At 66.7% G+C, this 26,636-nt stretch carries 20 protein-coding genes, 2 tRNA genes and 1 pseudogene; 13 read left to right on the top strand and 10 right to left on the bottom strand.

Annotated features, from left to right (window positions below; genetic code table 11):
• Positions 1-26 precede the first annotated feature (26 nt).
• Together HLA91_RS05325 and HLA91_RS14170 are read left to right on the top strand one after the other, a co-directional pair.
• On the top strand, positions 27-950 hold the full coding sequence (locus HLA91_RS05325; RefSeq protein ID WP_146004424.1) for a hypothetical protein: 924 nt from the start codon (positions 27-29) through the stop codon (positions 948-950).
• Between the two features lie 184 nt (positions 951-1,134).
• Positions 1,135-3,474 carry a DapH/DapD/GlmU-related protein gene (locus HLA91_RS14170; protein WP_338076782.1) on the top strand — a complete coding sequence of 780 codons (2,340 nt, stop codon included), beginning with the start codon at positions 1,135-1,137 and terminating at the stop codon, positions 3,472-3,474.
• Between the two features lie 81 nt (positions 3,475-3,555).
• Here HLA91_RS14170 and HLA91_RS05315 read toward each other — a convergent pair whose 3' ends face one another.
• Positions 3,556-4,302, bottom strand: coding sequence for an ABC transporter ATP-binding protein (locus HLA91_RS05315; protein WP_170273841.1), 747 nt, complete (start codon positions 4,300-4,302; stop codon positions 3,556-3,558).
• Complete coding sequence (locus HLA91_RS05310) at positions 4,302-5,423, bottom strand: ABC transporter permease (protein ID WP_170273840.1); 1,122 nt, start codon at positions 5,421-5,423, stop codon at positions 4,302-4,304. The genes HLA91_RS05315 and HLA91_RS05310 overlap by 1 nt, the downstream gene beginning before the upstream one ends.
• A 109-nt stretch (positions 5,424-5,532) precedes the next feature.
• Between HLA91_RS05310 and HLA91_RS05305 the strand changes: the two genes are divergently transcribed.
• The 6 genes from HLA91_RS05305 to HLA91_RS05280 all read left to right on the top strand — a co-directional run bounded on the left by HLA91_RS05305 (position 5,533) and on the right by HLA91_RS05280 (position 13,617).
• The gene (locus HLA91_RS05305) at positions 5,533-6,849 is read left to right on the top strand and encodes a sensor histidine kinase (RefSeq protein ID WP_212754012.1); all 1,317 of its coding nucleotides are present in this window, start codon (positions 5,533-5,535) and stop codon (positions 6,847-6,849) included.
• Complete coding sequence (locus HLA91_RS05300; RefSeq protein WP_170273839.1) at positions 6,846-7,487, top strand: response regulator; 642 nt, start codon at positions 6,846-6,848, stop codon at positions 7,485-7,487. The genes HLA91_RS05305 and HLA91_RS05300 overlap by 4 nt, the downstream gene beginning before the upstream one ends.
• Positions 7,488-7,648: 161 nt before the next feature.
• The gene (locus tag HLA91_RS05295; protein ID WP_102163237.1) at positions 7,649-8,689 is read left to right on the top strand and encodes an isopenicillin N synthase family dioxygenase; all 1,041 of its coding nucleotides are present in this window, start codon (positions 7,649-7,651) and stop codon (positions 8,687-8,689) included.
• Positions 8,686-9,672, top strand: coding sequence for a methylenetetrahydrofolate reductase (locus HLA91_RS05290; protein ID WP_257995244.1), 987 nt, complete (start codon positions 8,686-8,688; stop codon positions 9,670-9,672). Before HLA91_RS05295 ends, HLA91_RS05290 begins: the two co-directional genes overlap by 4 nt.
• Complete coding sequence (gene metE, locus HLA91_RS05285; protein ID WP_170273838.1) at positions 9,669-12,038, top strand: 5-methyltetrahydropteroyltriglutamate--homocysteine S-methyltransferase; 2,370 nt, start codon at positions 9,669-9,671, stop codon at positions 12,036-12,038. Before HLA91_RS05290 ends, metE begins: the two co-directional genes overlap by 4 nt.
• A 163-nt stretch (positions 12,039-12,201) precedes the next feature.
• Entirely contained in the window at positions 12,202-13,617 is a 1,416-nt protein-coding gene (locus tag HLA91_RS05280) for a flotillin family protein (RefSeq protein WP_102163239.1), read from the top strand.
• Positions 13,618-13,701: 84 nt separating this feature from the next.
• On the opposite strand, the gene HLA91_RS05275 is transcribed toward HLA91_RS05280, so the two are convergent.
• The 6 genes from HLA91_RS05275 to HLA91_RS05250 all read right to left on the bottom strand — a co-directional run bounded on the left by HLA91_RS05275 (position 13,702) and on the right by HLA91_RS05250 (position 21,153).
• Positions 13,702-15,264, bottom strand: coding sequence for a GMC family oxidoreductase (locus HLA91_RS05275; RefSeq protein ID WP_170273837.1), 1,563 nt, complete (start codon positions 15,262-15,264; stop codon positions 13,702-13,704).
• A gap of 9 nt (positions 15,265-15,273) precedes the next feature.
• Complete coding sequence (locus tag HLA91_RS05270; protein ID WP_170273836.1) at positions 15,274-16,746, bottom strand: aldehyde dehydrogenase family protein; 1,473 nt, start codon at positions 16,744-16,746, stop codon at positions 15,274-15,276.
• Between the two features lie 30 nt (positions 16,747-16,776).
• Positions 16,777-19,014 (bottom strand): choline BCCT transporter BetT, encoded by a 2,238-nt coding sequence (gene betT / locus HLA91_RS05265; protein WP_170273835.1) that lies wholly within the window; start codon positions 19,012-19,014, stop codon positions 16,777-16,779.
• A 183-nt stretch (positions 19,015-19,197) separates the two neighbouring features.
• Entirely contained in the window at positions 19,198-20,325 is a 1,128-nt protein-coding gene (locus HLA91_RS05260) for an aminotransferase class V-fold PLP-dependent enzyme (RefSeq protein WP_170273834.1), read from the bottom strand.
• 162 nt (positions 20,326-20,487) lie between these two features.
• Positions 20,488-20,934 (bottom strand): N-acetylmuramoyl-L-alanine amidase, encoded by a 447-nt coding sequence (locus HLA91_RS05255; protein WP_170273833.1) that lies wholly within the window; start codon positions 20,932-20,934, stop codon positions 20,488-20,490.
• 3 nt (positions 20,935-20,937) lie between these two features.
• Positions 20,938-21,153 carry a hypothetical protein gene (locus HLA91_RS05250; protein WP_170273832.1) on the bottom strand — a complete coding sequence of 72 codons (216 nt, stop codon included), beginning with the start codon at positions 21,151-21,153 and terminating at the stop codon, positions 20,938-20,940.
• Between the two features lie 361 nt (positions 21,154-21,514).
• Between HLA91_RS05250 and HLA91_RS05245 the strand changes: the two genes are divergently transcribed.
• From HLA91_RS05245 to HLA91_RS05230, 5 genes and pseudogenes are all read left to right on the top strand, one after another.
• Positions 21,515-22,984 (top strand): GntP family permease, encoded by a 1,470-nt coding sequence (locus HLA91_RS05245; protein ID WP_170273831.1) that lies wholly within the window; start codon positions 21,515-21,517, stop codon positions 22,982-22,984.
• A 2-nt stretch (positions 22,985-22,986) separates the two neighbouring features.
• Positions 22,987-24,327 (top strand): four-carbon acid sugar kinase family protein, encoded by a 1,341-nt coding sequence (locus HLA91_RS05240; RefSeq protein WP_170273830.1) that lies wholly within the window; start codon positions 22,987-22,989, stop codon positions 24,325-24,327.
• Positions 24,328-24,335: 8 nt separating this feature from the next.
• Positions 24,336-25,385 (top strand): 4-hydroxythreonine-4-phosphate dehydrogenase PdxA, encoded by a 1,050-nt coding sequence (gene pdxA / locus HLA91_RS05235; RefSeq protein ID WP_170273829.1) that lies wholly within the window; start codon positions 24,336-24,338, stop codon positions 25,383-25,385.
• A gap of 29 nt (positions 25,386-25,414) precedes the next feature.
• Positions 25,415-25,612: pseudogene (locus HLA91_RS13805) on the top strand (DeoR family transcriptional regulator); the annotation flags it as partial.
• A 45-nt stretch (positions 25,613-25,657) separates the two neighbouring features.
• Positions 25,658-26,218, top strand: coding sequence for a DeoR/GlpR family DNA-binding transcription regulator (locus HLA91_RS05230; RefSeq protein WP_239557297.1), 561 nt, complete (start codon positions 25,658-25,660; stop codon positions 26,216-26,218).
• 100 nt (positions 26,219-26,318) lie between these two features.
• On the opposite strand, the gene HLA91_RS05225 is transcribed toward HLA91_RS05230, so the two are convergent.
• Positions 26,319-26,394: transfer RNA gene (locus HLA91_RS05225), tRNA-Ala, on the bottom strand.
• A gap of 168 nt (positions 26,395-26,562) precedes the next feature.
• Positions 26,563-26,636 (bottom strand) — tRNA-Ile (locus tag HLA91_RS05220).

Below are 26,636 nucleotides of genomic sequence, written 5' to 3'. Positions count from 1 at the left end.
ACTGGGGGTAACGTTGAAGTCACAGAATGAATCCACCGATTCCGGAGGGTGAGATGTTCAAGAAGAAGACCCAGCCCACGTCCCAGCGCCTGCTCCACGAGGTCAGCGATGTCGCCGTCGCAGTCGGTGATGCAGTGCGCGCAGGATCTGCACAGGCCATCGAAGCCTCCGGACCGGCACTGGAGAAGGCCAACGCCTTTGTCGGCGGCGGTGCGGCGAAGAATGCGCCGAAGCTGCGTCGAGTGTCGAAGAAGCTCAAGGAGGCTGCTGACCAAGTGCGACCAGATGTGAACCATTTCGAGAAGGATCTCCGCCCCCGCCTGGAGAAGCTGGGCAAGGACGGCCGCAAGCAGTTCGGCGCCGTCGCTGACCAGGTGGCCGACCAGTTCGATTCGCTCAGCGCAGACAGCCGCGAGCGCCTGGCCACCGCCAAGAAGCGCGTGGCCGATGACTGGGCTCCCGACGCCACCCAGCGCGCAGGCGCCCTGGCCGCCGGTGCTGCCGGAGCCCTGGCTTCGGCCCAGACTCCGAAGGCCATCGAGGACATCGCCACCAAGCTGACCGGCGACAAGAAGGCCGTGAAGAAGGCCAAGAAGGCCCTGAAGAAGGCCGGCAAGGACATCGAGAAGCGGACCACGAAGTCCGGCATGGGCACCGGCACCAAGGTGTTCCTGTGGATGCTCGTGCTCGTCGGCCTGGCCGGTGTCGCCTACTTCGTGTGGCGCAAGGCCCAGCCGGTCGAAGACCCCTGGTCGACGCCGCTGGAGGGCAACCGCCCCGCCGACGCCCGCCCGGTCGGCACCACCCCGGCATCCCGCCAGACCCCGGTCACCGAGGTCTCCGAGACTCCGGTCCCGGCAGCCAAGGTCGAGGACGTCGACGCTGATGCTGAGGAAGAGGGCATCGACGAGTTCGGCAACCCGCGCGCCAAAGATCCGGACAACTTCTGATCTCCCCGCTCCGGAGGTGAGCCTCGGGTGAGGACACCAGCGCCCCTGCTCGTGATGAGCAGGGGCGCTGCGCTGTCTCGGGCTGCTGCTGGATGTCGAACGGGTTACGCTGAGGGCGAGTGCCGCAGCCGGTGGGCGCTGCCGGCCTCACGGTGAGCAGATCGTCCCAGCAGAGAGACCGCGCATGTCCGAAACCGCCTCTGGCCTCCACCCTCCAACCCAGACGAACGACACCGGCCCGCGTGTGCTCGGTGAGCCGCATGATGCCTCCACTGCCGAGGCGGTGGTGCTGCGCCGCCTGCGCGAGCAGCTGCCGGAGGAGGTCACAGTCATCTGCGGGCAGCGGATCACCAGCGCAGACCTCGACGTCGAGATCGACATGCTCATCCTGTGGCCAGGTCTGGGCATCGTCGTCCTCGAGGTCAAAGGCGGGCAGGTGTCGATGCGCGAGGGCCGGTGGTGCACCGCCGGCCGGCACGGGTCTGCCCAGCTGCAGATCTCGCCGCTGGAGCAGGCGATGCGTGCCAAGCACGCGCTCGGCCGGTGGCTGCGCAACCGGCTGAGCACCGGTGCAGGTCGGATGGTGCAGATGGCCAGCCTGCCGTTCAGCAGCCTGCGGGACTGGACGAGTGTGCCCGATGCCCCGCGCGATCTGCTCATCGACGGGCAGGATCTCGGCAGCATCGGCGCGCGCATCGAAGCCGCCCTGCGCACCTACTACAGCGAGACTGCGCCGCTGTCTGCCCAGCAGCTGGAGCTGCTGTCTCGCCAGTTGCGCCAGACTCATCAGGCGGCTGAGACCTCCCGGCTGCGTGCGGCTGAACTCGACAGCCGCTCGAATGCGCTGACAGCCGAACAGGAGCGGATCCTGTCGGTGCTGCGCTACCAGACGCGGGCTGAGCTCAGCGGGGGCCCCGGCTCGGGCAAGACGCACCTGGCGCTGCTCAAGGCTCGCCAGCTCACACGGGAGGGGCTACGTGTGGCAGTGATGTGCTATTCGCGTGGCCTGGCCCGGTTCATGCAGCTCACGATCGCCCAGTGGGCGCCGCCTGAGCGCCCGGCATATGTCGGCCTGTTCCATGACCTGCCGCTGCAGTGGGGCGCGCAGCCGGGTGCCGATGACGACTCGCACTACTGGGAGGTCGCGCTGCCTCAGCGGCTGCGCAAACTCGCCGGTGAACGTGATCCTGCCGACCTGTTCGATGCGATCATCGTCGACGAGGGCCAGGATTTCTCTGACATCTGGTGGCAGGCTGTCGAGTCGTGCCTGCGCGCACCGGCGACCGGCATTCTCTACGCCTTCACTGACGAACATCAGCGGATCTTCGACCGGGACGGCGCGGCACCGATCACCATGAACCCGTTCTATCTGGGTGAGAATCTGCGCAATGCCGACACGATCGTCGAGTCGATCGCCGGGCTCGCCTCCGAACCCCAGATCGTGCGGCTGCACGGCGGTGAGCGCGTCGAGTTCGTCGACGTGCCCACAGACGCGGCGCTCGAGACCGCCGACGATGTGCTCGCCCGGATTGCCGACTCGGGGGACTGGGAGCTGAACCAGATCGCACTGCTGACGACCGGTCCGAGGCATCCGGTGCAGCGCGAGGTCGTCGCAATCGAGGGCTTCGCCGCCTACTGGGATGCGTTCTTCGCCGGCACGGACGCCTTCTACGGTCACGTGCTCGGCTTCAAGGGCCTCGACCGCGAGGTCGTCGTGCTGTGCGCCAACGGTTTCCGCGACCCGCAGCGGGCCAGGGAGATGATGTACGTCGGTATGTCCCGTGCCCGGTTCAAGCTCGTCGTCGTCGGCGATATGGCCGAGTTGGCGGAACTCACCAGCGGTGACGTCGATGCCGCTGCCCACTCTGTGACCGGGGCCCGCAACCAGACCGCCGATTCTGCCTCCTCCCCCGCTGGCGGGCCCGCACCCGAGGTGGCGGTCGCCTCGTCTCGGGCAGCTGAGGCGGTGCTGCCGGCTGCCACCGGTTGGTACATCGCAGCCGACAACCCAGCATTGGCCAGCAGTCACCGGACCGCGACCGGGCGGGCGCACGCCTACGCGGAGGCGTTCTATTCCGGCGCCGAGGTCGATGCGCGCCTCGTGCGCACGCGCCTGGAGGCTGTGTTCGGCACCGTCGGTGCTGACGTCGAGGTGCGCCCGCCGTTCACCATCGACTACGGCAGCAACATCAGCATCGGCGAGCGCACGTACATCGGCGCGCAGCTGACTGCCCTGGACGTCGCGCCGATCAGCATCGGTGCCGACTGCCAGATCGGGCCGAACGTCCAGCTTCTCACCCCGATCCATCCGCTGGAACCCGGCGCGCGGCGGACCGGGCGCGAATCAGCTGAGCCGATCTCGATCGGCGACAACGTGTGGCTCGGCGGCGGAGTGACCATCTGCCCGGGCGTGACGATCGGCAATGATGCCGTGATCGGCGCCGGTGCCGTCGTCACTGAGGATGTCCCCGCCGGTGCACTCGCAGCCGGAGTTCCGGCCCGGGTCATCCGGCAGCTCGGCTGACAGATCGCTCTGCTTCAGCCCAGTCGGGCTGCCGCCGCTGGGTCAGCGCCGGGGCCGCCTCAGGCTGCAGTGCCGACCGGGTCAGCACGCTGCAGCGGCAGCGCACTCCGGCTCCGAGAGCTTGCCGTCGCGCATCGTGGCCACGACATCGGTCTTCGGCAGGAACTCAGTGTCATGGGTGACGATGACGGTGGCGACGCTGAACTCCTTCGTCACCTGACACAGCAGGTCCATGATCGCCTCCGACCGGTCGTGGTCGAGAGCAGCGGTCGGCTCATCGACGAGCAGCACGCTCGGATCGCCCATGAGGGCGCGGGCGATGTTGACGCGCTGCCGCTGACCACCGGAGAGCTGGTGAGGCCGGCGCCTGGCGGCATCGGCTAAGCCGACGCGTTCGAGCAGTGCCTCAGCCCGCTTGCGGGTGTCATCCCCGCCGCCCGTGCCGCGCAGCTTGTCGGTGATGATGAGCTGCTCGACGGCGGTAAGCGACTCCAGCAGGTTCGGCTGCTGGAAGACGATGCCGATCTTCTCGCGGCGCAGCCGGCTGCGCTCGGACTCCTTGAGGCGTCCGACGTCGGTGCCGTCGATGCGCACCACACCGGAGGTCGGCGTCACGAGTGTCGAACCGACAGCCAGCAGGCTCGACTTGCCCGAACCGGACGGGCCGACAATCGCGGTGACGGTGCCCGGTGTCAGGGTCAGGCTGACGTCATCGAGCGCGGTGACCGTGCCGGTGCCGTCCGGGTAGGTCAGGGTGATGCGCTCCAGCTCAAGCGCAGGAGCGCCGGAGGTGGTCTGGGTGTTCGTGGTCTGCAGGATGGTGGTCATCAGTTTCCTCCCAGTGCGAGAAGCGGGTCGACGCGGGTGACGCGGCGGACGGCGAAGGCGGCGGCGATGAGGCCGATGCCGATGACGCCTGCCATCGGCAGCAGCGTGGTCGCCGGGCTGACGGTGAACGGTGCGACCGAGGACAGTGCCAGGCCCGCTGCGATGCCGATGATGCCGCCGGCGATGACGCCGATGCCGAGCACGATGAGCGCCTGGCCGAGCGCGTCGCCGAGCACATAGCGGGTGGAGCCGCCGAGTGCCTTGACCACGGCGATCTCACGAGTCCGCTGGATCGTCCACACGCTGAGGAACGCAGCGACGACAAGGGCGGAGATGCCGTAGAGGAACGCCTGAATGAGGGTCAGCGAGCCGTTCTCCGAGCTGTATGAGGCCAGCGCGGAGAAGCTCTCCTTCGGCGTCATCGACACGGTGCCGGCCCTGTCGTCGGCCTCAGCCCGGACGTCGTCGACGTCGGTGCCGGCGGTTTGGCTGCCAGCTGCCGCGACCGAGGTGTCGGTGACGTTGGCGAGCACGACGGTGCCTGCCACCTCGGGGTCGGAGATATGGGTGATGGACTTCCACGTCGCCAGGTCGATCCAGGCGACCGGGGTGTGGGAGTACCACTGGTCGGGGATCGTGCCGGCGACCTCGAGCTCGGTGCCGCCGAAGGTGACGATGTCACCGGTCTTGGCTGACAGCTCGGTGGCGAGTTCCTCGCTCAGCACGATGGTCTCGGCGCGCAGCGCATCGGGTGCGATGCCCGAGCCCGGTTCGGCGGCGAAGCCGGCGGCCTGGGTGGAGGTGTCGAGTTCCAGGCGGGACTGCACGATGCCCAGCGGTTCGGCACCGGAGACACCAGCCGTCGACTGCCAGGCGTCGACCTGATCGGTGGTGACGCGGGACTGGGTATAGGACGGGTCGTCGACCTCCTCATCCTCGCTGCCGCTGCCGAAGGCCACCATCGAGGCCGGCAGCTCGGCGATCGCCGAGGTGGACTGGCGGGCCAGGCCGGCGGTGAGCCCGGAGAGCATGATGAGCAGCACGCTGATGAGCGCGACGACTGCGGCCATGAGGGCGAAGCGGCCCTTGGCGAACTTGATCTCACGAAATGCTAGGAACATATCTCCACGATCTCGCCTTCCGCGCGTGCGCACATCGGGAGAACGGTGGGACTTCGCCTCAACCATTCGATTGATTCTCACAGCGCAGCGGCACGGCTAGAGTTGGACTATGCCCGAGCCTGACAGCCGTGTTCCGCTGGTGCTGCGCGCCATGCGGGTGACCCTGCATGTCGGGTTCGCGCTCCTCATGGGCATCGGGCTCATCCGCGCGCTGACCGAGATCGGGCTGCACGGCATCGGCTGGATCATCCTGGTGCTCTCGGTCCTGCTGGCCGCGACCTACGTCTACGGCACGGTGCGCGAGAAGCACCACAGCGAGCACGTCGGCGTCGACGGCCGGCTCGCCGGTCTGCCGCAGCGCATGGCGATGATGTGGCTGGCCGCGGTCACCGTGCAGTGGCTGTGCCTCGTCTCGCTGAGCGAGCACTTCACCTGGCTGGCCTTCCCGCTGTTCTTCCTGCACCTGCACATCCTGCGCACCCGGCATGCGATCTTCGCCGTGCTCGCACTCGCCTGCTCGGTCGGTGCCATCCAGTGGGCGCACACCGGTCAGCTGCAGCCAGCGCTCATCGTCGGCCCGCTGCTCGGCGCCGGGGTGGCGATCATCATGTCGCTGGTCTACCAGGCCCTCTACACCGAGAGCGAACATCAGCGCCGCGCGGTCGAAGAGCTCATCCGCACTCGCAGCGAACTCGCCGCCGCCCAGCACGAGGCCGGGCAGCTGGCCGAACGCGAACGCCTCGCCCAGGAGATCCACGACACCCTCGCCCAGGGCCTGTCGAGCATCGTGCTCGTCTCCCGCGCCGCCCGTGATGCGCAGGCCGGCGGCAAGCCCGAGGCTGCCGATGACTACATCGACATCATCGAGCGCACCGCCTCTGAGAATCTCGCCGAGGCCCGCGCCTTCGTCCGCGATCTGGCTGCCGGGCAGACACCGCGCCAGCAGCGCACCACCCGGCTGCTCCAGCGCCTGCCGCAGCTGTGCGCTGACACGCAGGAGCGCGTCCAGGCTGCTGGGCAGGACCTGAGGTGCACGTTCGCCGTCGAGGGCGACCCGGTTCCGGTTTCAGCCGCGACCGAGGCGGCACTCGTGCGGTCTGTGCAGTCGCTGCTGTCGAACGTCGCCGCCCACGCACACGCCTCAGCAGCCCGGGTGACGCTGGCGTTCTTCGACAACACCGTCACCATCGACGTCTTCGACAACGGCAGCGGTTTCGACCCCGATACCGTGCTGCCGGCAGACCCGGCCGACGAGGTCGGTGCCGACTCCGGTTACGGGCTGCGCCTGCTGCGTGAGCGCATCAGCCGGGCCGGCGGCCATGTCACCGTCGAATCAGCTCCCGGCAAGGGCACCGTCGTCGGCGTCAGCCTGCCGCTGCCACCCGGCAGCGATCACCCACCCGAGCCACTGGAGACAACCGCATGAGGGAGATCCGCCTTCTCATCGTCGATGACCACCCGGTGGTGCGCACCGGGCTCATCGCCATGCTCAACGGCTTCACCGAGTTCGAAGTCGCCGCCGAGGCCTCCGACGGCATGCAGGCCATCAAGGCCGTCGAGCGGGCCGAGACGTTGGGCGAACCGGTCGACGTGGTGCTTATGGACCTGCAGATGGCCGGGATGGACGGGGTGACCGCGACCCGCAGACTCAAGGAGTCCCGCCCGGACCTGCCGGTGCTCATCCTCACCACCTACGACTCCGACTCCGACATCGTCGCAGCAATCGAAGCCGGTGCCTCGGGCTACATGCTCAAGGATGCCGACCCGGAGAAGATCCGGCAGGCCGTCACCGAAGCCGCTGCCGGGCGCACCGCCCTGGCACCGGAGATCGCCGCCCGGCTCTTCGACCGGATGCGCAGCCCGGGCATCTCGCTGTCGAACCGGGAGATCGAGATCTTGCAGCTGCTGGCGACCGGGACCTCGAACCGGGAGATCGCCAGCGAGCTGTTCATCTCTGAGGCGACCGTCAAGACTCACCTCAACCACATCTACTCCAAGCTCGGCGTCTCCAACCGCACCGCAGCGATCGCTGCCGCTCGCGAGCAGCGCATAGTGCGCGACTGACCGGCTGTGCGTCGGCAGATGACGCGAGAAGTCGCATTCATGACGCTGCATGGCATGTTTATGACGCTATGAGGCGTGCCGTGACATCCCCACCGGCTCCGGCCGCCGCCCGGACCTAGCGTGAGTTCCGCATCAGTCCTCCCACAGACCTAGGAGCCATCATGCCGCTGACCCGCTTGCCCATCCTCGACCTGTCCCGCGCCGACGACCCGCAGCTGGCCGCCGACTTCCGCCGCCAGCTGCGCGAGGTCACCCATTCGATCGGGTTCTTCTACCTCACCGGCCACGGCATCCCCGCCGCAGACTTCACCGCCCTGCTTGAGACCGCTGAGCGCTTCTTCGCCCTGCCCGAGGAGGACAAGCTCGCCATCGAGAACACCCGCTCCCCGCACTTCCGCGGCTACACCCGCACTGGCGGCGAGCGCACCCAGGGCCTGGTCGACTGGCGCGAGCAGATCGACATCGGCCCACACCGCGCACCGGTCGCCGAACCGCTGCACGCCTACGACCGGCTCACCGGCCCGAACCTCTACCCGGAGGCCCTGCCGGAGCTCAGGGCCGTCACCGACGCCTGGCACACCCAGCTGAGTGCGGTCGCAGCCCGGCTGCTGTCCGAATGGGCGGTGAGCCTCGGCCAGCCGGCTGACTTCTTCGCACCGGCCTTCGCCGAAGACCCCGAGTCCTTCATCAAGATCGTCCGCTACCCGGCACCCGAGCCTGCCACCGCCTCGGGCACGGCCACCGAGGACATCACCCAGGGCGTCGGCGCGCACCGCGACGGCGGGGTGCTCACCCTGCTGTACCCGCAGCCGGGGACCACCGGGCTGCAGGTGCTGCATGAGGACCGGTGGATCGATGTCGAACCGATCGAGAACACCTTCGTCGTCAACATCGGCAAGCTGCTCGAAGTCGCCACGGGCGGCTACCTGCGCGCCACCGTCCACCGCGTGCTGCCGACCGCACCGGGTGCGGACCGGATCTCGGTGCCGTTCTTCTACAACCCCGCCCTGCGCGCCAGCCTGCCCGAGGTGACCCTGCCTGCTGAACTGGCCCCATCCGCGCGCGGGGTGAGCGCTGATGAGCGCGACACGCTGCACGCTGTCTACGGGGAGAACGCGCTGGCCTCTCGACTGCGCTCCCACCCCGACGTCGCCGCACTCCACCACCCCGATCTGCTGACTGCCTCGCCGGAAGCCCAGTGAGCACGATCTCCGCCTCAGCACCCCTCGATGCCTGGTCGCCGGCCGCCGCACCGGAGGCCGGCGTGGCCGCAGGGACGTCCGGGACCCGTTTGGCGCTGTCCTTCGAAGTCATGCCCCCGCGCAGTGCCGCCCAGCAGCAGCGCTCCGGTGCGCTGCTGGAGCTGCTGGCCTCCTACGACCCCGACTACCTCGCCGTCACCTCAGCGGTGGGCACCGGCTGGTCGGCGGGGACGGCGGCCTTCATCGAGCAGCTGGCCGCGACCACCCGGCTGCGGCCGCTGGCCCACCTGACGTGCACCGCAGCCCCGCGCAGCGAGCTGATCGAGTGGATCGAGTGGTTCATCGACGCCGGGGTGCGCGGATTCCTCGCCGTCCGCGGGGATCTGGCAGCCGGGCAGTCGGCTCCCCCGCGCGGGCACCTCGCGCACGCCGATGCGCTCGTAGCACTGCTGCGCGAGGTCGAGCAGGGCCATGTCGCCCGGCTGTGCGGCGGCAGGCTGGCGATCGGGGTGGCGGCCTACCCGAGCGGGCATCCCGAGTCACGGCATCCGGCGGAGGACATCGACGTGCTGGCCGCCAAGCAGCGCAACGGCGCCGACTTCGCCATCACACAGCTGTTCTTCGACTCCGCCCTCATCACCGCTGTTGCCGAGCGTGCTCGGCTGGCCGGCGTCACCCTGCCGATCATCCCGGGGATCATGCCGATCACCGGCACCGCGCGCCTGCAGCGGATGTGTCGGCTCTCCGGGCTCACGCCACCGCCGCGCATTTCCCAGACGCTGGCCGCAGCCCGCAGCCCAGCCGAGGAGTACGACATCGGCCTGGACCTCACCGCCGGTTTCGTCGACGAGCTCATCGCCGCCGGGGTGCCGGGCCTGCACTTCTACACCTTCAACGACCCGACGACCATCACCGAACTGCTCTCCCGCCTGCGACCAGCCACCCTCGCCCGGCTGATCGTCGACCGAAAGGACTTCCCTTGACCGCCTCACAGAAGTGTGCGTTCCCGCCTGCAACCGTCACCGGGCTGCCGCGCATCGGCCCGCGCCGCGAACTCAAGCGCGCCCTCGAAGCACTGTGGGCCGGCACCATCGACGAAGCCTCTTATGCCGATGCCGCCCACAGTCTGCGAGTGACCGCCTATGAGCGGCAGCGCGAGCTCGGCCTGGCCGCCGACTACGCGATCCCCGGCGACTTCTCCGCCTACGACCAGGTCCTCGACGCTGCCATCACCACCGGCATCGTCGGCGAGGATCCGTCCGGCACCGCCCTGGGTGAGTACTTCGCTCTGGCCCGCGGCACCGCAGAGCGTCCGCCGCTGGAGATGACGAAGTGGTTCGACACGAACTACCACTACCTGGTGCCTGAAGTCGCCGATGAGCGCACCTTCACCGCCCGCCCGCAGCGTCTCCTCGACCTCGTCGCCGAGGCGCGGCAGGCCGGGCATCGGATCCGTCCGGTGCTGGTGGGTCCGGTGACCCTGCTGGCGCTGTCGAAGCCGGCGGCCGGAGCAGAGCACGCGCCGCTGGAGCGGCTCGACGAGCTCGTCGAGGTCTACGCCGAACTTCTGGCTGCCCTCCATGCCGCCGGAGTCGAGTGGGTGCAGCTCGATGAGCCGATCCTGGTGACCGACATCGACGCGATCAGCGATGCCGACCTGGCCGCCTGCGCCGGTGACGCGCACGCCCGTCTGCTGTCAGCCGGTGAGCGCCCGCAGGTGCTCATCACCGCGCCATATGGTGCGCTGCGGGCAGGACTTGAGACCCTGCTGGCCGCCGGGCCCGAGGCGCTGGGCGTCGATGTCTCGCCCGCCACCCGAGCCGTGGACCCTGGTTGGCTGGCCCGCCTGCAGACAGCGGACTTCGGCGCCACCCGGCTGGTGGCAGGGGTGGTCGACGGCCGAAACATCTGGGCTGCCGACCTGGCTGCCGAGCTCGAGGTGCTCACCGGGCTGCAGGACCGTGGCCGCGACGTCTCGGTCTCCACCTCGACCTCGCTGCTGCATGTCCCCTACACAGTGGCCGCCGAGACCCGGCTGCCGGTTGATGTGGCCGGCTGGCTGTCCTTCGCCGCTGAGAAGCTCACCGAGGTCGAGGCGCTCGCGGCGGCACTGGGGGCCCGCGGCAGCGGTGCTGCCGACCCGGCCGGTGTCCGTAAGCCCGTCTTCGACCGGTCGGCCCGGGCGGTGCGCACCCGCGCAGAGTCCGACCGCGTACTCAACCCCGAGGTGCGTGCCCGCACCGCTGCCATCGGTGAGCGTCGGGTGCGCGCTGGCAGCCTCGAAGAGCGCCGGCGGGCCCAGGAGGCGCTCAGCCTGCCGGTGCTGCCGACGACGACGATCGGCTCGTTCCCGCAGACGCCCGAGGTGCGCCGCGCCCGAGCCGCGCTGCGCGATGAGCGCATCACCGAGGTGCAGTACCAGGCGACGATGCGGGCCGAGATCGCCGAGGTGGTGCGCCTGCAGGAGGAGCTCGGCTTCGATGTCATCGTCCACGGTGAGCCCGAGCGCAACGACATGGTGCAGTACTTCGCCGAGCACCTGGCCGGTTTCGCGGTCACCGATCACGGCTGGGTGCAGTCCTACGGCACCCGCTGCACCCGCCCGCCGATCCTGTTCGGCGACGTGCACCGGCCGGCTCCGATCACGGTGCCGTGGTCGACCTTTGCCGCCAGCCTGACCGACACACCGGTCAAGGGAATGCTCACCGGCCCGGTGACGATCCTGTCGTGGTCCTTCGTACGCGATGACGTGCCGCTGTCGACTGCTGCTGAGCAGATCGGCCTGGCGCTCTCCGACGAAGTTGCCGAACTGGAGGCCGCCGGCATCCGGATCATCCAGATCGATGAGCCGGCTCTGCGTGAGCTGCTGCCGCTGCGCGCCGATGCCCGGAACGCCTATCTGGACTGGGCGGTCGATGCCTTCCGGTTGGCCAGCATCGGCGTGGAGCCGGGCACCCAGATCCACACGCATCTGTGCTATTCGGAGTTCGAGCAGGTCATCGACGCCATCGATGCCCTCGATGCCGATGTCACGAGCATCGAAGCCGCCCGTTCGCGGATGGAGCTGCTCGACAGCCTCGACCCCGCCGAGTTCGACCGCAGCGTCGGCCCAGGCGTTTACGATATCCACTCCCCGCGGGTGCCCTCGGTCGATGAGCTCGTTGGCCTGCTGGAGGCAGCCCTGACCCACGTGCCGCGCCATCGCCTGTGGGTGAATCCTGACTGCGGACTCAAAACCCGCCGGTACGAGGAGGTCCGTCCGGCATTGGAGAACCTCATCGCCGCCCGTGACGCAGTGCGCGTTCGCGCCGCCGAGGAAGTTCCTGCGGCCACTGGTGCAGCCTTCTGACCTAGGACGACGACCCTGTCCCTGGTTTCGCAGCGGGCCGGCAGCCGCAGGTGCCGGCCCGCTGCGAGCTGACGGTGCCGCGCCTCAGATTCTTCGGATAGTCTGCCAGTGACCTATTCGGCACTGCCAGCAGCCCCGCGCTGTCACTTTCAGGAGAATCCCCATGTTCGATCCCACACTGGTGACCGGTATCGGCGCGATCCTCGCCGTCGTCTTCATCATCGGCATCATCGGTTTCATCATGTTCCGCCGCGCCTACCGCGTCGCTGCGCCCAATGAGGCGCTCGTCATCACCGGCCGCGCACCCACCCGCAGCAAGGGCGGGGACGTCGACCTCGAAAGCGGCACCCGCGTCGTGGTCGGCGGTCGCGCGATCGTCAGGCCGCTGTTCGACCGCGCGCACACGATCTCGCTGTCCTCGCGCCAGATCAGCATCGAGATCGAGGGCTACTCGTCGAACAACATCTTCCTCCGGCTGCGCGGTGTCGCCCAGATCAAAGTCGGCGAATCGGTTGCCGACATCCGCAAGGCAGCCCAGCGGTTCCTCGATCAGCAGAAGGCCATCGACAACTACTGCCAGGAGATCCTCTCCGGTACGCTGCGCGCGGTCATCGGCACGCTGACGGTCGAGCAGGTGCTGCGCGACCGCGCCGAGTTCGCCGCGCAGGTGCGGGCCGATGCCGCGGATTCGATGAACAACCAGGGCCTGGTCATCGACACCTTCCAGATCATCTCGATCGAAGACGATGACGGCTATCTCAAGGATCTCGGCCGGCCCGAGGCGGCACTCGTCGCCGAGCGCGCCGCGATCGCCGAATCGGAGTCGCGCCGCAAGGCGACCGAGGCCTCGAACGCCGATGCCCAGCGGGTGGCCGAGTCCCAGAAGGACCTCGAGCTGCGCCAGGCCGCGATCCAGCGTGAGACCGCTGCCGAGAAGGCGCAGGCGGCTGCCGCTGAGGAGCTGGCCCGTGCGGAGCAGGAGCAGCGCATCCTGGATGAGAAGCAGAAGATCGCCGACCGCAACAACGAGCTGCGTGAGCGCGAACTCATCGGTGAGGTGCAGAAGCCAGCCGATGCCAAGAAGTACGCCGCCGAACGCGACGCCGATGCCGATCACTACCGGCGCGAGCGCGCCTCGGCAGCGGCACTGGTCGAAGCGCAGAACGACGCTGCGGCCGCTGAGACGCGCGGTCGGGCCGAGGCCGCTGCGGTGGCCGCTCGCGGTGAGGCCGAGGCACGGGCGATCGAGGCCGCCGCCGAGGCATACGCCTCCTACAACGATGCCGCGCGCCTGGCCGAGATCCTCAAGGTGCTGCCGGAGATGGCCGGCCGACTGGCTGAGCCCTACGGCAGCATCGACAGGCTCTCGATCATCTCCTCCGATGGGGAAGGGAAGCTCAGCGAGAACATCGGCGTCAACCTCGCCAAAGTGCTGCAGGTCGTCGATGAGACCACCGGAGTCGACCTCCGGACCCTTCTGCACACAGCCGCAGACTCTGAGACTTCCGCATCTCAGCCCGCTCCGGGTGCCGGGGCATCTCAGCCGCCAGCCACCACCGAGGCGGAGGAGACGTCCTGATCTGAGGTCACCGAGCCGATGACCAACAGGGGGCGGGCAGCGAATCATCGCTGCCCGCCCCCTTTCTGGGTGAGTCTGTCAGGCTCAGCTGTCCTGCTTGATGAGCTCGGCGCACTTCTCGCCGATCATCATGACGGTGATGTTCGGGTTGACAGCGGTGATGAGCGGCATGACCGAAGCGTCGGCCACGCGCAGGCCCGTGACGCCCTTGACCTTGAGATCGGGGGTCAGCGGCGATTCGCTGTCGTCCGCCGGGCCCATCCGGACGGTGCCGGCCGGGTGGTAGACAGTGTTGTGGGTGCGGACGATGTAGTCTTCAATCTGCTCATCGGTCTGCACGTCGTCTCCCGGGTAGAGTTCGCGGCCGGCCCATTCGGCCAGCGCCGGCTGGGAGACGATCTCGCGGGCCTTCTTGATGCCCTCGACCATGATGTGCATGTCATAGCCCTCGGGGTCGGTGAAGTAGCGCGGATCGACCTTCGGCTTGTCCCGGTAGTCGAGGCTGCGCAGGCGCACGGTGCCCCGCGAGCGGGCGTGCGGGACGTTGGGGGTCAGGCAGAAGGCGTTCTCCGAGGTCGGATAGCCCTGGCGCAGGGTGTGCATGTCGAAGGGCACCGAACCGTAGTGCATCATGAGGTCGGGCACGTCGCCCTCGCCGTCGATGCGGGTGAAGATGCCGATCTCCCACCACTGGGTCGATTCAGTGACCATCGGCTTCTTCGCCTCCCACTGGATGACCGCCTCGGGGTGGTCCTGCAGGTTGGAGCCCACACCCGGGGCGTCGACGCGCACGTCGACGCCGACCTCCTTAAGGTGGGCGGCCGGGCCGATGCCCGAGAGCATGAGCAGCTTCGGGGTGTCGATCGCGCCGGCGGAGACGATGACCTCGCGGTTGGCTGCGATCCGCTGGGTGGTGCCGAAGGCGTTGTTGACGACATGGACGCCGGTGCAGGTGTTGCTGTCGTCGAACTCGAGTTCGCGCACCCACGTGTCGGTGAGGATCGTGAGGTTCTCACGCTTCAGGTTCGGGTGCAGGTACGACACCGAGGACGACGCGCGGGTGCCGTCGGCCCTGCGGTTGATCTGGAAGAAGTTCGCGCCGTTGACGACGGTCTCACCGGTGTTGAACTGCGCGCGCGGGATGCCAGCCTGTTCACAGGCGTCGAGCACGGCCACACCGCAGGGGTCCTTCGGCGGGACGTTCATGAGCTCGACCGGGCCGTCGTAGCCGTGCAGCGGGCCGTCGTCCTCATTGGTCTCGAGCTTGGTGAACAGCGGGAAGGTCTTCTCCGCCTCCCAGCCGGTCGCACCGTAGGTGTGCGCCCAGGCGTCGAGGTCCTCCTTCGGCGCCCAGAAGGCGATGCAGGAGTTGTGCGAGGAGCAGCCGCCGAGCACCTTGGCGCGGGCATGGCGCATGAACGAGTTGCCGTTGGCCTGCTCTTCGATCGGGTAGTCCCAGTCGTAGCCGGATTCGAGCAGCTCCATCCACCGGTTGAGGGTGAGGACCACGTCGAGGTCCTCATCACTCGGGCCGGCCTCGAGCAGTCCGACGGTGACGGTGGGGTCCTCGCTCAGGCGGGCAGCGACGGCCGCACCGGCCGAACCGCCGCCGACGACGATGTAGTCGAAAGTGTGGGTGGTCTCCATGGCTCCCTCTCAGTGCTCGGGAAACCAGCCGGTGACGGCCGGTTCGAGATTCTGGTAGATGTGCTTGGCTTCCTGGTATTCGGCCAGACCGGTGGGCCCGAGTTCGCGGCCGAATCCGGACTGCTTGTATCCGCCCCATTCGGCCTGCGGCAGGTAGGGGTGGAAGTCGTTGATCCAGATGGTGCCGTGACGCAGCCGGCCGGCGACCCGCTGGCACTTGCCGGCGTCCTGCGTCCACACTGCGCCGGCCAGGCCGTAGTGGGTGTCGTTGGCCAGCGCGACCGCCTCATCTTCGGTGGAGAACGTCTCAACGGTCACGACCGGGCCGAAGGCCTCGTCGCGCAGCACCGACATGCCCGGCTTGACCTGGTCGATGACGGTCGGCAGGTAGTAGAAGCCGGATTCGAGCTCTCCGGTGCCCCACCTACCACCGCAGCGCACGCGGGCACCTTCCTGCCTGCCGGCCTCGACATAGGCAGTGACCTTGTCGCGGTGCTCCGCGGAGATGAGCGGGCCGGTCTCGGCGTTCTCGTCGAAGGGCCCGCCGAGGCGGATCTTCTCGGCCCGGGCGACGAGCTCGTCGACGAACTCCTCGGCGATCGACTCCTCGACGATGAGCCGGGCACCGGCAGAGCACACCTGGCCGGAGTGCACGAAAGCGGCGTTGAGCGCATTGTCGAGCGCGGCTGCGCGATCAGCGTCGGCGAAGATGACGTTCGGGTTCTTGCCGCCGAGCTCGAGGGCGATCTTCTTGACCGTCTCGGCTGCGTTGCGGGCGATGAGCCGGCCGGTGACCAGACCGCCGGTGAACGAGACCATGTCGACATCCGCATGCGTTGACAACGGGGCTCCCGCCTCGGCGCCGGCGCCCAGGATGAGGTTGCCGACACCGGCGGGCAGGCCGAGCTCGTCGAGGACCTGCATCGTCAGGATCGCGGTGTGCGGGGTGAGTTCGGCCGGCTTGAGCACGAAGCTGTTGCCGGCGGCGATACACGGGGCGATCTTCCAGGCCGCCTGCAGCAGCGGGTAGTTCCACGGGGTGATGAGCGCGCACACGCCCACCGGTTCGTGGACGATGCGGGAGACGACGGTGCTGTCGCCGGCGTCGACGACGCGACCGGGATCAGCGTCGGCGATGCGGCCGAAGTAGTCGAAGCAGGCGGCGATGTCGTCCATGTCCATCTCGGATTCGATCAGCCGTTTGCCGGTGTCGAGGGACTCGGCGCGGGCGAACTCATCCTTGCGCTCCCGGATGGCGTCGGCGACCTTGAGCAGCAGCGCGCCGCGCTCGGCGGCCGGCACGCTCGACCACACCTGAGCGTCGAAGGCGCGGCGGGCGGCTTCGATCGCCTTGACGGTGTCGTCCTGGGTGGCTTCGTCGACCACGGCCACGAGCTCGCCGTCGGCCGGGCAGTGGATCTCGCGGGTTCCTCCGGCGGAGGCGGAGACCCATTCGCCGTCGATGTACAGGGTTTTCGGCATGGCACTCCTCATTTCTGCACAGCGCTGAGGTCAGCGGTCGCTGGACTCAGTCCGTGTCTTGTCAGGGGTTTCCTCTTCCCAATCTGTGGTGAGGGCGGTGGTCGATGCTGCGGCGACGTCCGGCGGGGTGCCGTCTGAGATCCGCAGGAACTCCAGGTGTGCCTCGAAGCTGCTGAGGACGTCGGAGATGAGCTGTTCCTTGGTGTACCCGAAAACATCGTATCCACGCGATCCCTCGGTGTTGAAGACTTCGAGGCGGTAGTATGCGTCACTGCCTTCGCGGGCGGTGTTGAGGGCGAACGACGGCATCTGCGCGGCCACCGGGTAGACCTGGTAGACACACGGCTCCGCGTCCTCGAACTCGATCGTCAGCGCTGCCTGCGGCAGCTTGTGGGAGACCACTTCCGAGGTGTCGAGGCGGGCGTCTGAGCCGTTGGCGCGCAGCTCCTCGGCCACCTCGGTCAGCGCCGGGATGACAGTGGACTTGAAGTAGCGGGAGGCGGCCCCGCGGCTGGGGAAGCTCGTGGCGCGGCGCAGGCGCTGCTGCCAGGACAGTCCTGCCTGGCCGGACAGGCGGCCGGGCAGGCTGTTGAACCGGCTGTCGGTGACGTCGAGCTCGACCTGCAGCGCCCGGTACAGCGACAGCATGACGAGATAGAGCACGACCGAGAACGGCAGTCCGATGATGAGAGTGGCTCCCTGCAGGGTGGTGACGCCGTCGACGATGAGCATGCCGAGCGTCAGCACGCCGGTGGCGATCGCCCAGAACACGCGCAGCCCCTTGCGGCCGTCGGTGTTCGGGTCATGGGTGTGGGAGGTGAAGTTCGCCAGCACGAGTGCGCCGGAGTCTGCGGATGTGACGTAGAAGAGCAGTCCGACGATGGTGGCCAGGCCGATGACGGCCGGGGCGCCGGGGTACATCTCCAGCAGCGAGTAGAAGGCACGCTCGGGGGTGTTGGCGGCGACGTCGGCGAATTCCAGGTTGCCGTCGAGCACGAGACGCAGCGTGGAGTTGCCGAAGATCGAGATGAAGATGGCGATGAAGGTGAAGGGGACGATGAGCACCCCGATGACGAACTGGCGGATCGTACGGCCGCGGGAGATGCGGGCGAGGAACAGTCCGACGAACGGCGCCCAGGCCACCCACCAGGCCCAGAAGAACAGCGTCCAGCCGGCCATCCAGTCATCGGGCTGGATGAACGGGAAGACGTCGAGGGTCATCCGCGGCAGCTCGTAGAGGTACTCGCCGATGTTGGTCACGAGTGCGTCGAAGAGGAACCGGGTCTTGCCGGTGATGAGAATGTGGGCCAGCAGCACGATGGCGAGGATGACGTTGAGCTCAGACAGACGGCGGATGCCCTTCTCGACACCGGTGACGGTCGAGATCGTGGCCATGAGCACGGCCAGGGCGATGAGGCCGATCTGGGCGCCGACGCCCTCGGGGACGCCGAACATCAGGTGCAGGCCGTAATTGAGCTGCACGACGCCGATGCCCAGTGAGGTAGCGATGCCGAAGACGGTGCCGAGCACTGCGGCGACGTCGATGGTGGAGCCCAGCCAGCCGTTGATGCGCTTGCCGATCGCCCAGTACAGGATCGAGCGGATTGAGAGCGGCATGTTCTTGCGGTAGGCGAAGTAGGCGAACGCCATGCCCATGAGGGCGTACATCGCCCAGCCGGTGATGCCATAGTGGAACAGCGTCCAGATGACGGCCATGCGCGCCCGGCCGTTCGGATCGGTGTCCGGGTTGAGCGGGTCGTCGACCGCGCCCTCTGGCGGGAACAGGAACTGGGAGGCCGGTTCGGAGACCGAGAAGAACATCAGGTCGATGCCGATGCCGGCAGCGAACAGCATCGCCGTCCAGGTGAACAGGCTGAACTGCGGTCGGGAGTGCTGCGGGCCAAGACGGATCTTGCCGGTGCGGCCGGCGGCCATCATGATGACGAAGACGATGATGAGTGTGGCGGTCAGGATGTAGTACCAGCCGAAGTTCGCTGAGATCCAGCCGACGGCGGTGTTGAGCACGAGGTCGGCGTTCTCCGGGGCGATGATCGCCCACAGGGCGATCGCCAGGATGCTGATGCCGGAGATGAGGAAGACCGGCCAGTTGGGCGGAGGCGGGTCTCCCGGCGAACCGTCAGCCGGTGCACGGTCAACCGGTGCCCCTGCAGCATCGGTGGCTGCTGCAGTGGCACCGGGGCGGGCGTCGTGTGGGGCGTTCGAGTCTGAAGGCTCTATCGGATCTGACGGCTGTTTCGAATCGCTCATCTCTTCGTCTCTGCAGTGGTGTGAGTGCAGGCGCAGGGATCCCTGCGCCTGCCGGGCACTTCACACCATAACAAGGCCGCCAGTCCGCTTACCGTCAGGTAATGGCGACGCTCTGCGCGGTGACGCCGTCACCGCGCGCTGTCGCGCACACCCCAGCTGTCTGTCGAAACCACGAGAGCTGTGTCAGGCCACCTGGTCGAGCGCCGCCTCCAGTCGCGCTGCCGCTGCATCAGCATCAGCCCACTTGTCGAGGCCGAACAAGCCGATGCGGAAGGTCTGAAAACCCTCCGGCTCGTCGACCATGAGCGGGACCCCGCCGGCTACCTGCACGCCTGCCTGCGCAAACGCGGCTACCACCTCGGCGGCGGGTCGCTCGGCCTGCACGACGACGACCGTCGGAGACTGCCAGCCCTCTGCGGCAACTGAGGAGTAACCGCGTGAGCTGAGGAGCTCGCGCACCTTGGTGCCGAGCTCGATCTGGCGCTCACGCAGCTGCGGCAGCCCGAACTCGACAGCCTCCTGCATGAGGGTGAGGTTGTGGGTGATCGAGTCAGTCGGCATCGTGGCGTGGTAGCCGTGCTTGCCTTCGGCGTAGCCCTCACAGATCGTCATCCACTTCTTCAGGTCGAGTGCGAAGCTCGAGCTGGTGGTGTCCTCGATCGCCGTGCGAGCGCGCTCACCGAACATGATGTAGCCGGCGCACGGCGTGCCGCTCCAGCCCTTCTGCGGGGCCGAGAGGAGGATGTCGACACCGATGTCGTCCATGTCAACCCACAGCGGGCCGGAGGCGACGCAGTCGAGGACGAACAGGCCGCCCACCTCGTGCACGGCGTCTGCGATCCGGCGCATGTAGTCATCGCTCAGCAGCACGCCCGAGGCGGTCTCGACGTGCGGAGCGAACACGAGCTCGGTGCGCTGCCGGTGGATCGTCTCGACGACCTCCTCGATGGGAGCAGGAGCGAACCCGGCATCGACGTCGCCGCCGGCGGGGCGGGCCTTGAGCACCTCATGTTCGGCAGGGATCTGGCCGGTGTCGAGGATCTGCGACCAGCGGTAGGAGAACTGGCCGTTGCGTACGATGAGGCAGCGCTTGCCGCCGGCGAACTGGCGGGCGACCGATTCCATGCCGTAGGAGCCGCCGCCGGGCACGAGCACCGCGGTCTTGGCGTTGTAGGTGCTGCGCAGGATCGACAGCGTCTCCTCCATCACGGAGACGAAGCGGGCGGACATGTGGTTGAGGGAGCGGTCCGTGAAGACGACGGAGTACTCCAGCAGGCCGTCGGGATCAATATCGCTGTGTGGAAGTTTCATACCATTATCTTAGCTCCCGCAGGCACATCCGTGAGATCCGGGTCACACAGTGGAACGACAGAGCGCCGCCCAGCTTGGGAGGCTGGGCGGCGCGGGGGCGGGGGTGTGGTTGTGTTAGTGGGGTATTCGAGGGTGATCAGGGCCCGCGGTGGCGGGGGCGCGTCAGACGGCGGCGGCGACTGCGTTCTTGATGCGCTCGAAGTCGACGGTGCCCGGGCACGAGGTGGCGACAACGGCGCTGTGTGGGATGAGCGCGACGTGGGGGTCGAGTCCGTAGTCGCGGCAGATGCGTGCGCACAGTGCGATCGAGGTGTTGTAGGTGAACTCGTCGGGGGCGCGGTTCTGGTCTGCGGAGTGCTCGATGCCGATGCTGCGCTGATTCATCGCGAAGCTGCCGGCATGCCAGGCGGTGTCGCCTTCGTTCACGTACTGATGCAGGGCTCCTTCGCCGATGCCGTAGTGAGCGCTGACCTGGGAGGCCGGGTCCTTGAAGGTGGCATCCGCGGCGGCGAGAGTGCCGACGATGTAATGGATGACGATGCGGTCGATGCCGGAGCCTCCACGGCCGTGGTTGAAGTTCGGGCTGCCGATCCAGATGGGTTCTGCCATGGCTCAGTCCTCCAATCCACGGCCGAGCGCGCAGCCGAGGCGGTTGGCCGGATTCGAGGCCTCACCACCATCGGAGTCGGAGGTGCGGAAGCCGGTGGCTTCGGTGATGGGCCGGTTTTCGGCAGCATGGCCGGGTGCGGCACTGAGCAGTACTGCGGATCCGAGGACTGCTGCGCCGGATGCGAACAGTGAGCGGCGGGAGAACGTATTCGTGTCCATGCACACGACGTTAGAGACGGTGAGATTGCCCGACAATCCCGCGTTGGTGCTACGACGATCGTTGTATCTGCGGCGTTTCTGATGGTTTGGCCTGGGCGAATGAAGAGGGTCAGGAAAGGACGGCCAGCATGAGCATTTCCCTGCTGCCCGGATGTCGCATGCGCCTCGCCACGTGCGCGCAGAACATGCTGCAGTCTCATGCGCAGATTGAGCAGCTGATTGCATGACTACTTGCTTTACCGATCACGAACATGCATGCTTTCATCAACACGCTTCGACGACGTTGCTCCACCTGTCTTTCTGCGTGACTGTGTTTCTTTCTGTGTGACTGTGTTCGCGCCCGATTCTTAGGAGACCGCCCATGGATGCGCGGCTGATTCTGGCCCTCTTGCTCGGCATCGCCACAATCGTCTTTCTCGTATTGCGCACTCGGCTGGATGCCTTCATCGCTCTGCTGATAGCAGCGCTGGTCACCGGCCTGGTGGCCGGGCAGGAGATGCTCGGTGTCGTGGACTCCGTGACGACTGGCTTCGGCAACACGCTGGCCAGCATCGGAATCGTCATCGGACTCGGTGTTGCGGTCGGAAAGATCTTGGAGGTCTCAGGGGCCGCCGATGCACTGGCACGAGCCTTCCTTCGGGGATTCGGCAAAGGCAGAGAACCCTGGGCGATGAGCACTGTCGGGTCCCTTGTCTCGGTCCCGGTCTTCTGCGACTCCGGCTTCGTGATCATGAACCCTCTGGCCCGCTCGATTGCACGAGTCAAGCGGGGCGGATATGTCACTCTCTGCCTCGCCCTCGGCTGCGGTATGACACTCACCCACCACATGGTGCCGCCGACACCCGGCCCGCTCGCCGTCACCGGCCTTCTCGGGGCAGACCTCGGTGCGGTCATCCTGACCGGCGGCATCTTCACGATCATCCTTCTGCCCGTCGTGGTGTTCTACGCCAGGTGGATGGGCCCTAAGCTCGAATCGCAGGTCGTCCCCGAGGTCGCTGCAGAGGTCTACGGCGAGAATCACGACGTGAAAATTGCCGAGAACGGCGGAGAAGACGTTGCATCTCACCTCGACGCGATCAAGACCTATCGGTCTGAGGACTACCTCGGTGAGACCCCGGCAGGTCGCAAGCCGCACCGCATCAATGCGGCTCTCGGTTCTCTTCCGCTTCTCGTTCCGCTCCTGCTGATTGTGGCCAACACTGTGACCTCGGCTATCGACAAATCGGCCACGGGTCAGATCAATGCTGAAGAGTATGCTGCCTCCGACTGGGTCAAACCGCTCCTCTTTCTTGGAAATCCTGTGGTCGCGCTGATCATCGGCATCATTTTGGCGGTCTACGTTCTGCTCCCCCGGTGGACGCCGCGGAAGAAGACACACGCCTGGCTGGCTCAGGCCGCCGAATCCGCAGGCCTGATTCTCCTCATCACCGGTGCTGGCGGAGGTTTCGGCCAGGTGCTGAGAGACTCTGGGGTCGGTGACGCTTTAGCCGAGGCCATCGCCGGCATGGCGCTGCCTGCGTTCCTCATCCCGTTCCTTATCGCTTCCATGGTGCGAATCGCTCAGGGCTCCGGAACCGTGGCCATGATCACCGCTGCCTCTGTCACCGCCCCGCTCGTTGATTCCTTGGGAGTCTCTCCTCTCATCGCAGTCATGGCATGTGTCTGCGGTTCGATGGTCTTCTCCTACTTCAACGACTCCTACTTCTGGGTTGTCACACGGTTCACGGGGCTGACCGGCACTGCCGCTCTCAAAGGCTGGTCGGGTATCACCACCGCCGTCTGGCTCGGATCGATCCCACTGCTCTTCCTGGCAAACCTGCTCATCGGGTGACCATGACACGCATACTCGTCGTCGCGGACGACCTCACCGGAGGCAACGGCTGTGCTGCGGGCTTCGCACGCTCGGGCCTGCGCGCCGCAAATGTGCACCTGGGACTGCCTCCGGACGAACTCACTGGCCTGCTTGACACCTACGACGTCCTTGTCGTCACGACAGACTCGCGCCATCTGCCGCCTGCAGATGCTGAAGAGACGGTGCGCGGCGTCGTCGCAGCAGCGTGGCCCGCAGACCTCATCTGCTCACGTGCAGACTCGACGCTGCGCGGCAACTTCGGCGCGGAAGCTCAAGCCGTCCTCGCGGCTGTCCGGGAACGTGGTCGTCAGGCTGTCGGTCTGTGTATGCCGGCGTTTCCTCAAGCCGACAGGCAGACCGTCGACGGGCTGCAACTCATGGCCGGCAAGCGGCTGGAAGACACCGAACTCGCTCATGATGTACGCGCACCCGTCGACAACTCCTCCGTCGAGGCCGCGCTGCAGCGCAGCACTGAGCTGCGCACAGCAGTGATAGGACTGGCCGAGGTCACCGGGTCATGGGACGCGCTAGTCGCACGATTCCGTGCAGTTCTCGACGATGGTGTCGATGTCGTCGTCGCAGACGCACTCACTGATGAACACCTCAAGCGGACAGCCGAAGCGGCGGTGGCAGCAGACCCCCGCGTCATGTGGGTGGGGATCGACCCCGGACCAGGCACCCTCGCCATTGCCCACGCTCTCGAAACCAAGCCGACTGGAGGGAGCCTTCCGCTGCTGGCGATTGCCGGCTCAGCGACTGAACTCACGCAGCTTCAGCTGAGACAGCTGTCTGAAACGCGCCCCGTCCACCTTGTCCGCCCTGTTCTCGACAGCAACCGGCCCGTTCCGGACATCTCGTCCACCATCGCCGAGGTCTCAACAGCACTCGAAAACGCTGGCCCCGGGAACATCGTGCTCCTCGCCTCGGTGCTTGAGGAGTCGGACATCCTAGAGCTGACGGCGGAGGAGGCTGAGGAGGTCCCCAGGCGCATTGGCCGAATCACCGCCGGTGTACTCGCGACTGCCCGCATCTCAGGCGATCCAGCCGCCGGCCCGTGCGTTGGAGGTCTCTACACCACAGGTGGCGACATCACCGCCGCAGTGCTTTCCGCTCTGGGGGCCGCAGGCATTGAAGTCCATGAAGAAGTCGTCCCGCTCGCCGCAGCCGGCGTTGTCATCGGCGGAGAGTTCGCGGGCCTGCCGATCGTCACAAAAGGCGGGCTGGTCGGCGGCCCCGACACCGCTGTCGCATGTCTTGACCATCTATCCGCTATGGTTCGCGCACAAGACCGCTTGTACAAGTCCGGTTCTCGAGAAGATTAGGAAAAACCATGACCTCGAATACCCCCGTTCTCGCTGTCACCGTCGGAGATCCAGTCGGCATCGGGCCTGAGATCACCGCAGCGGTACTGCACGAGTTCTCGACCGACAGCTCTCAGCACGGCATCGCCGTCGCCGACCTTGCCGTCATGGAGAAGGCGGTCAAGGTGCTCAACCTCGATGCCGAGGTCCGGGCGGTGTCGTCATGGGACACCGCTCCGGGCGGCGAAGGCGTCATAGATGTCTTCGACATCGAGGTTCTCGGCTCCCAGATTCCCGAATGGGGCAGAGTAGACGAAAGGGCCGGACGAGCAGCCGTCACCGCAATCGAGGTGGCAACGGAAGCTGCACTGAATCAAGAGGTTTCCGGTATCGTCACCGGCCCCATCAATAAGGAAGCGGTGTGGAAGACAGGGTCCAAGCACCTCGGTCATACCGAAATGCTCGGTGAGCTCACTGGGGTCACCAAGCAGGACACGATGTTCGTTGTCGAGAAAACCCATCAGCCCGGACACAAGATGCAGGTGTTCTTCGCTACCCGCCATATGTCACTGCGCAAAGCTCTCGACGCAATCAACATCGACAACCAGGTCGGCTCAATCATGCGAGCCCATCGTGCACTCGAAGTCTACGGTGTGGCGGAACCTCGTCTGGCGACCGCCGCCATCAATCCTCATGGTGGCGAAAACGGTGCGTTTGGTGATGAAGAGATCGAGATCCTCTCCCCAGCCATTGAAGAGGTCCGCTCACGCGGCTTGGATGTGGCGGGCCCGATCCCAGCCGATTCCGTGTTCCACCATGGGCTGTTGGGTCGCTATGACGGGATTCTCTCTCAGTATCACGATCAAGGTCATATCGCTGCGAAGACGTTCGACTTCGATGGGACCATCAGCGTCACTGTTGGACTCCCCATCCTGCGCACATCTGTCGACCATGGCACCGCTTTCGATATCGCCGGCACCGGAAAAGCCGACCCGGGCACAATGCGGTCTGCGTACCGTGCGGCGATCGGCTATGCACCGCATGTCGAAGCGATCCGCGCCGAGTACTTGCCCCGCTGACGAGCCTGGATGCGGTTTGCGCCATTCGTATGAGAAGAGCGTTGGGAGAACCGATGAATCCACGTGAGGCGACTCGCGACAGACGCATGGAAGTTGTGCGACTAGTCCGTTCGGGAATCAATCGTGTCGAGGCTCTGGCCGAGAGACTGTCGACGTCGACGTCCACTATCCGCCGTGATCTCTCCGCGCTTGAGAGAACCGGACAGCTCGCAAGAACCTACGGCGGTGCTACGAGCCTGGCCCCTTACCAGGAGAGAGCGCTGGCGGAGCGGATGTCGATGAATACCCGTGCCAAGGCGGCAATCGGGTCCGTGGCCGCATCGCTCGTGCCGCCCGGTGCCACAATCTTCGTAGACGCAGGTTCCACGACGGCTCACCTCATCGACAACCTCCGCGGCAGCTCTGGTCTCACCGTGGTCACCAGAGGTCTCGAGATCGCTCTTTCTCTGGCCGAAGAAGACGGCATCGACGTCATCGTGGTCGGGGGGCATCTGTCGCGCAATTCCCACGGCACCGCTGGAGCGCTCGCGTCGGATGCACTCAGGCGCTTCACTTTCGACGTCTCCTTCCTGGGCGCCGACGCGGTCGATCCGCGCGATGGCGTAGGCGAACCGACTGTTGAGGAGGCTCTCACCAAAGAACAGGTGGCGCAGCGATCGAGTCGAACGGCTGTGTTGGCCGACTCCTCAAAGCTCGAAGCCCGTCAGGTACCGGCCTGGGCGACCCTTCCGACCGGGTGGACGCTCATCACAGATGCTCGCGACAAGAAGATCGTGAAAGCCTTCGAGAACGCGGGTGTGTCTGTCACATCGGTGACCTCCCAGCGGAGCTGAGATCCCGCTGGAGGCTACCGGAACGATGACGCGAGCCATCAGCCCCAGAACAAAAAGAAATCTCGGGACATCGAGTGAACGATGTCCCGAGACTTCACAATGGTGGAGGTAAGGGGACTCGAACCCCTAACCCTCTGCTTGCAAAGCAGATGCGCTACCAATTGCGCCATACCCCCAAGCGTGGCTCCATTCTACACCTGGTCAGTGTAGGACGACCACTGTTCGTGCTGCCGGCGGCGGTTGCCCCGGAACACCACCAGCACTCCTGCAAGAGCAGAGAGGACGCCGGTCAGCGTCAACCACTTCTTCACGTCATCTCCCGATGTCCGTTTCGAATGATTGCGTGGGCCTAAGAGGACTTGAACCTCTGACCTCTTCGTTATCAGCGAAGCGCTCTAACCGCCTGAGCTATAGGCCC

It is taken from the genome of Brevibacterium luteolum (genome assembly GCF_013004595.1).
GTDB classification, from domain to species: domain Bacteria; phylum Actinomycetota; class Actinomycetes; order Actinomycetales; family Brevibacteriaceae; genus Brevibacterium; species Brevibacterium luteolum.
Note: the sequence above shows the minus strand (reverse complement) of the source record. Positions and strands in the feature narration are given on the sequence as shown.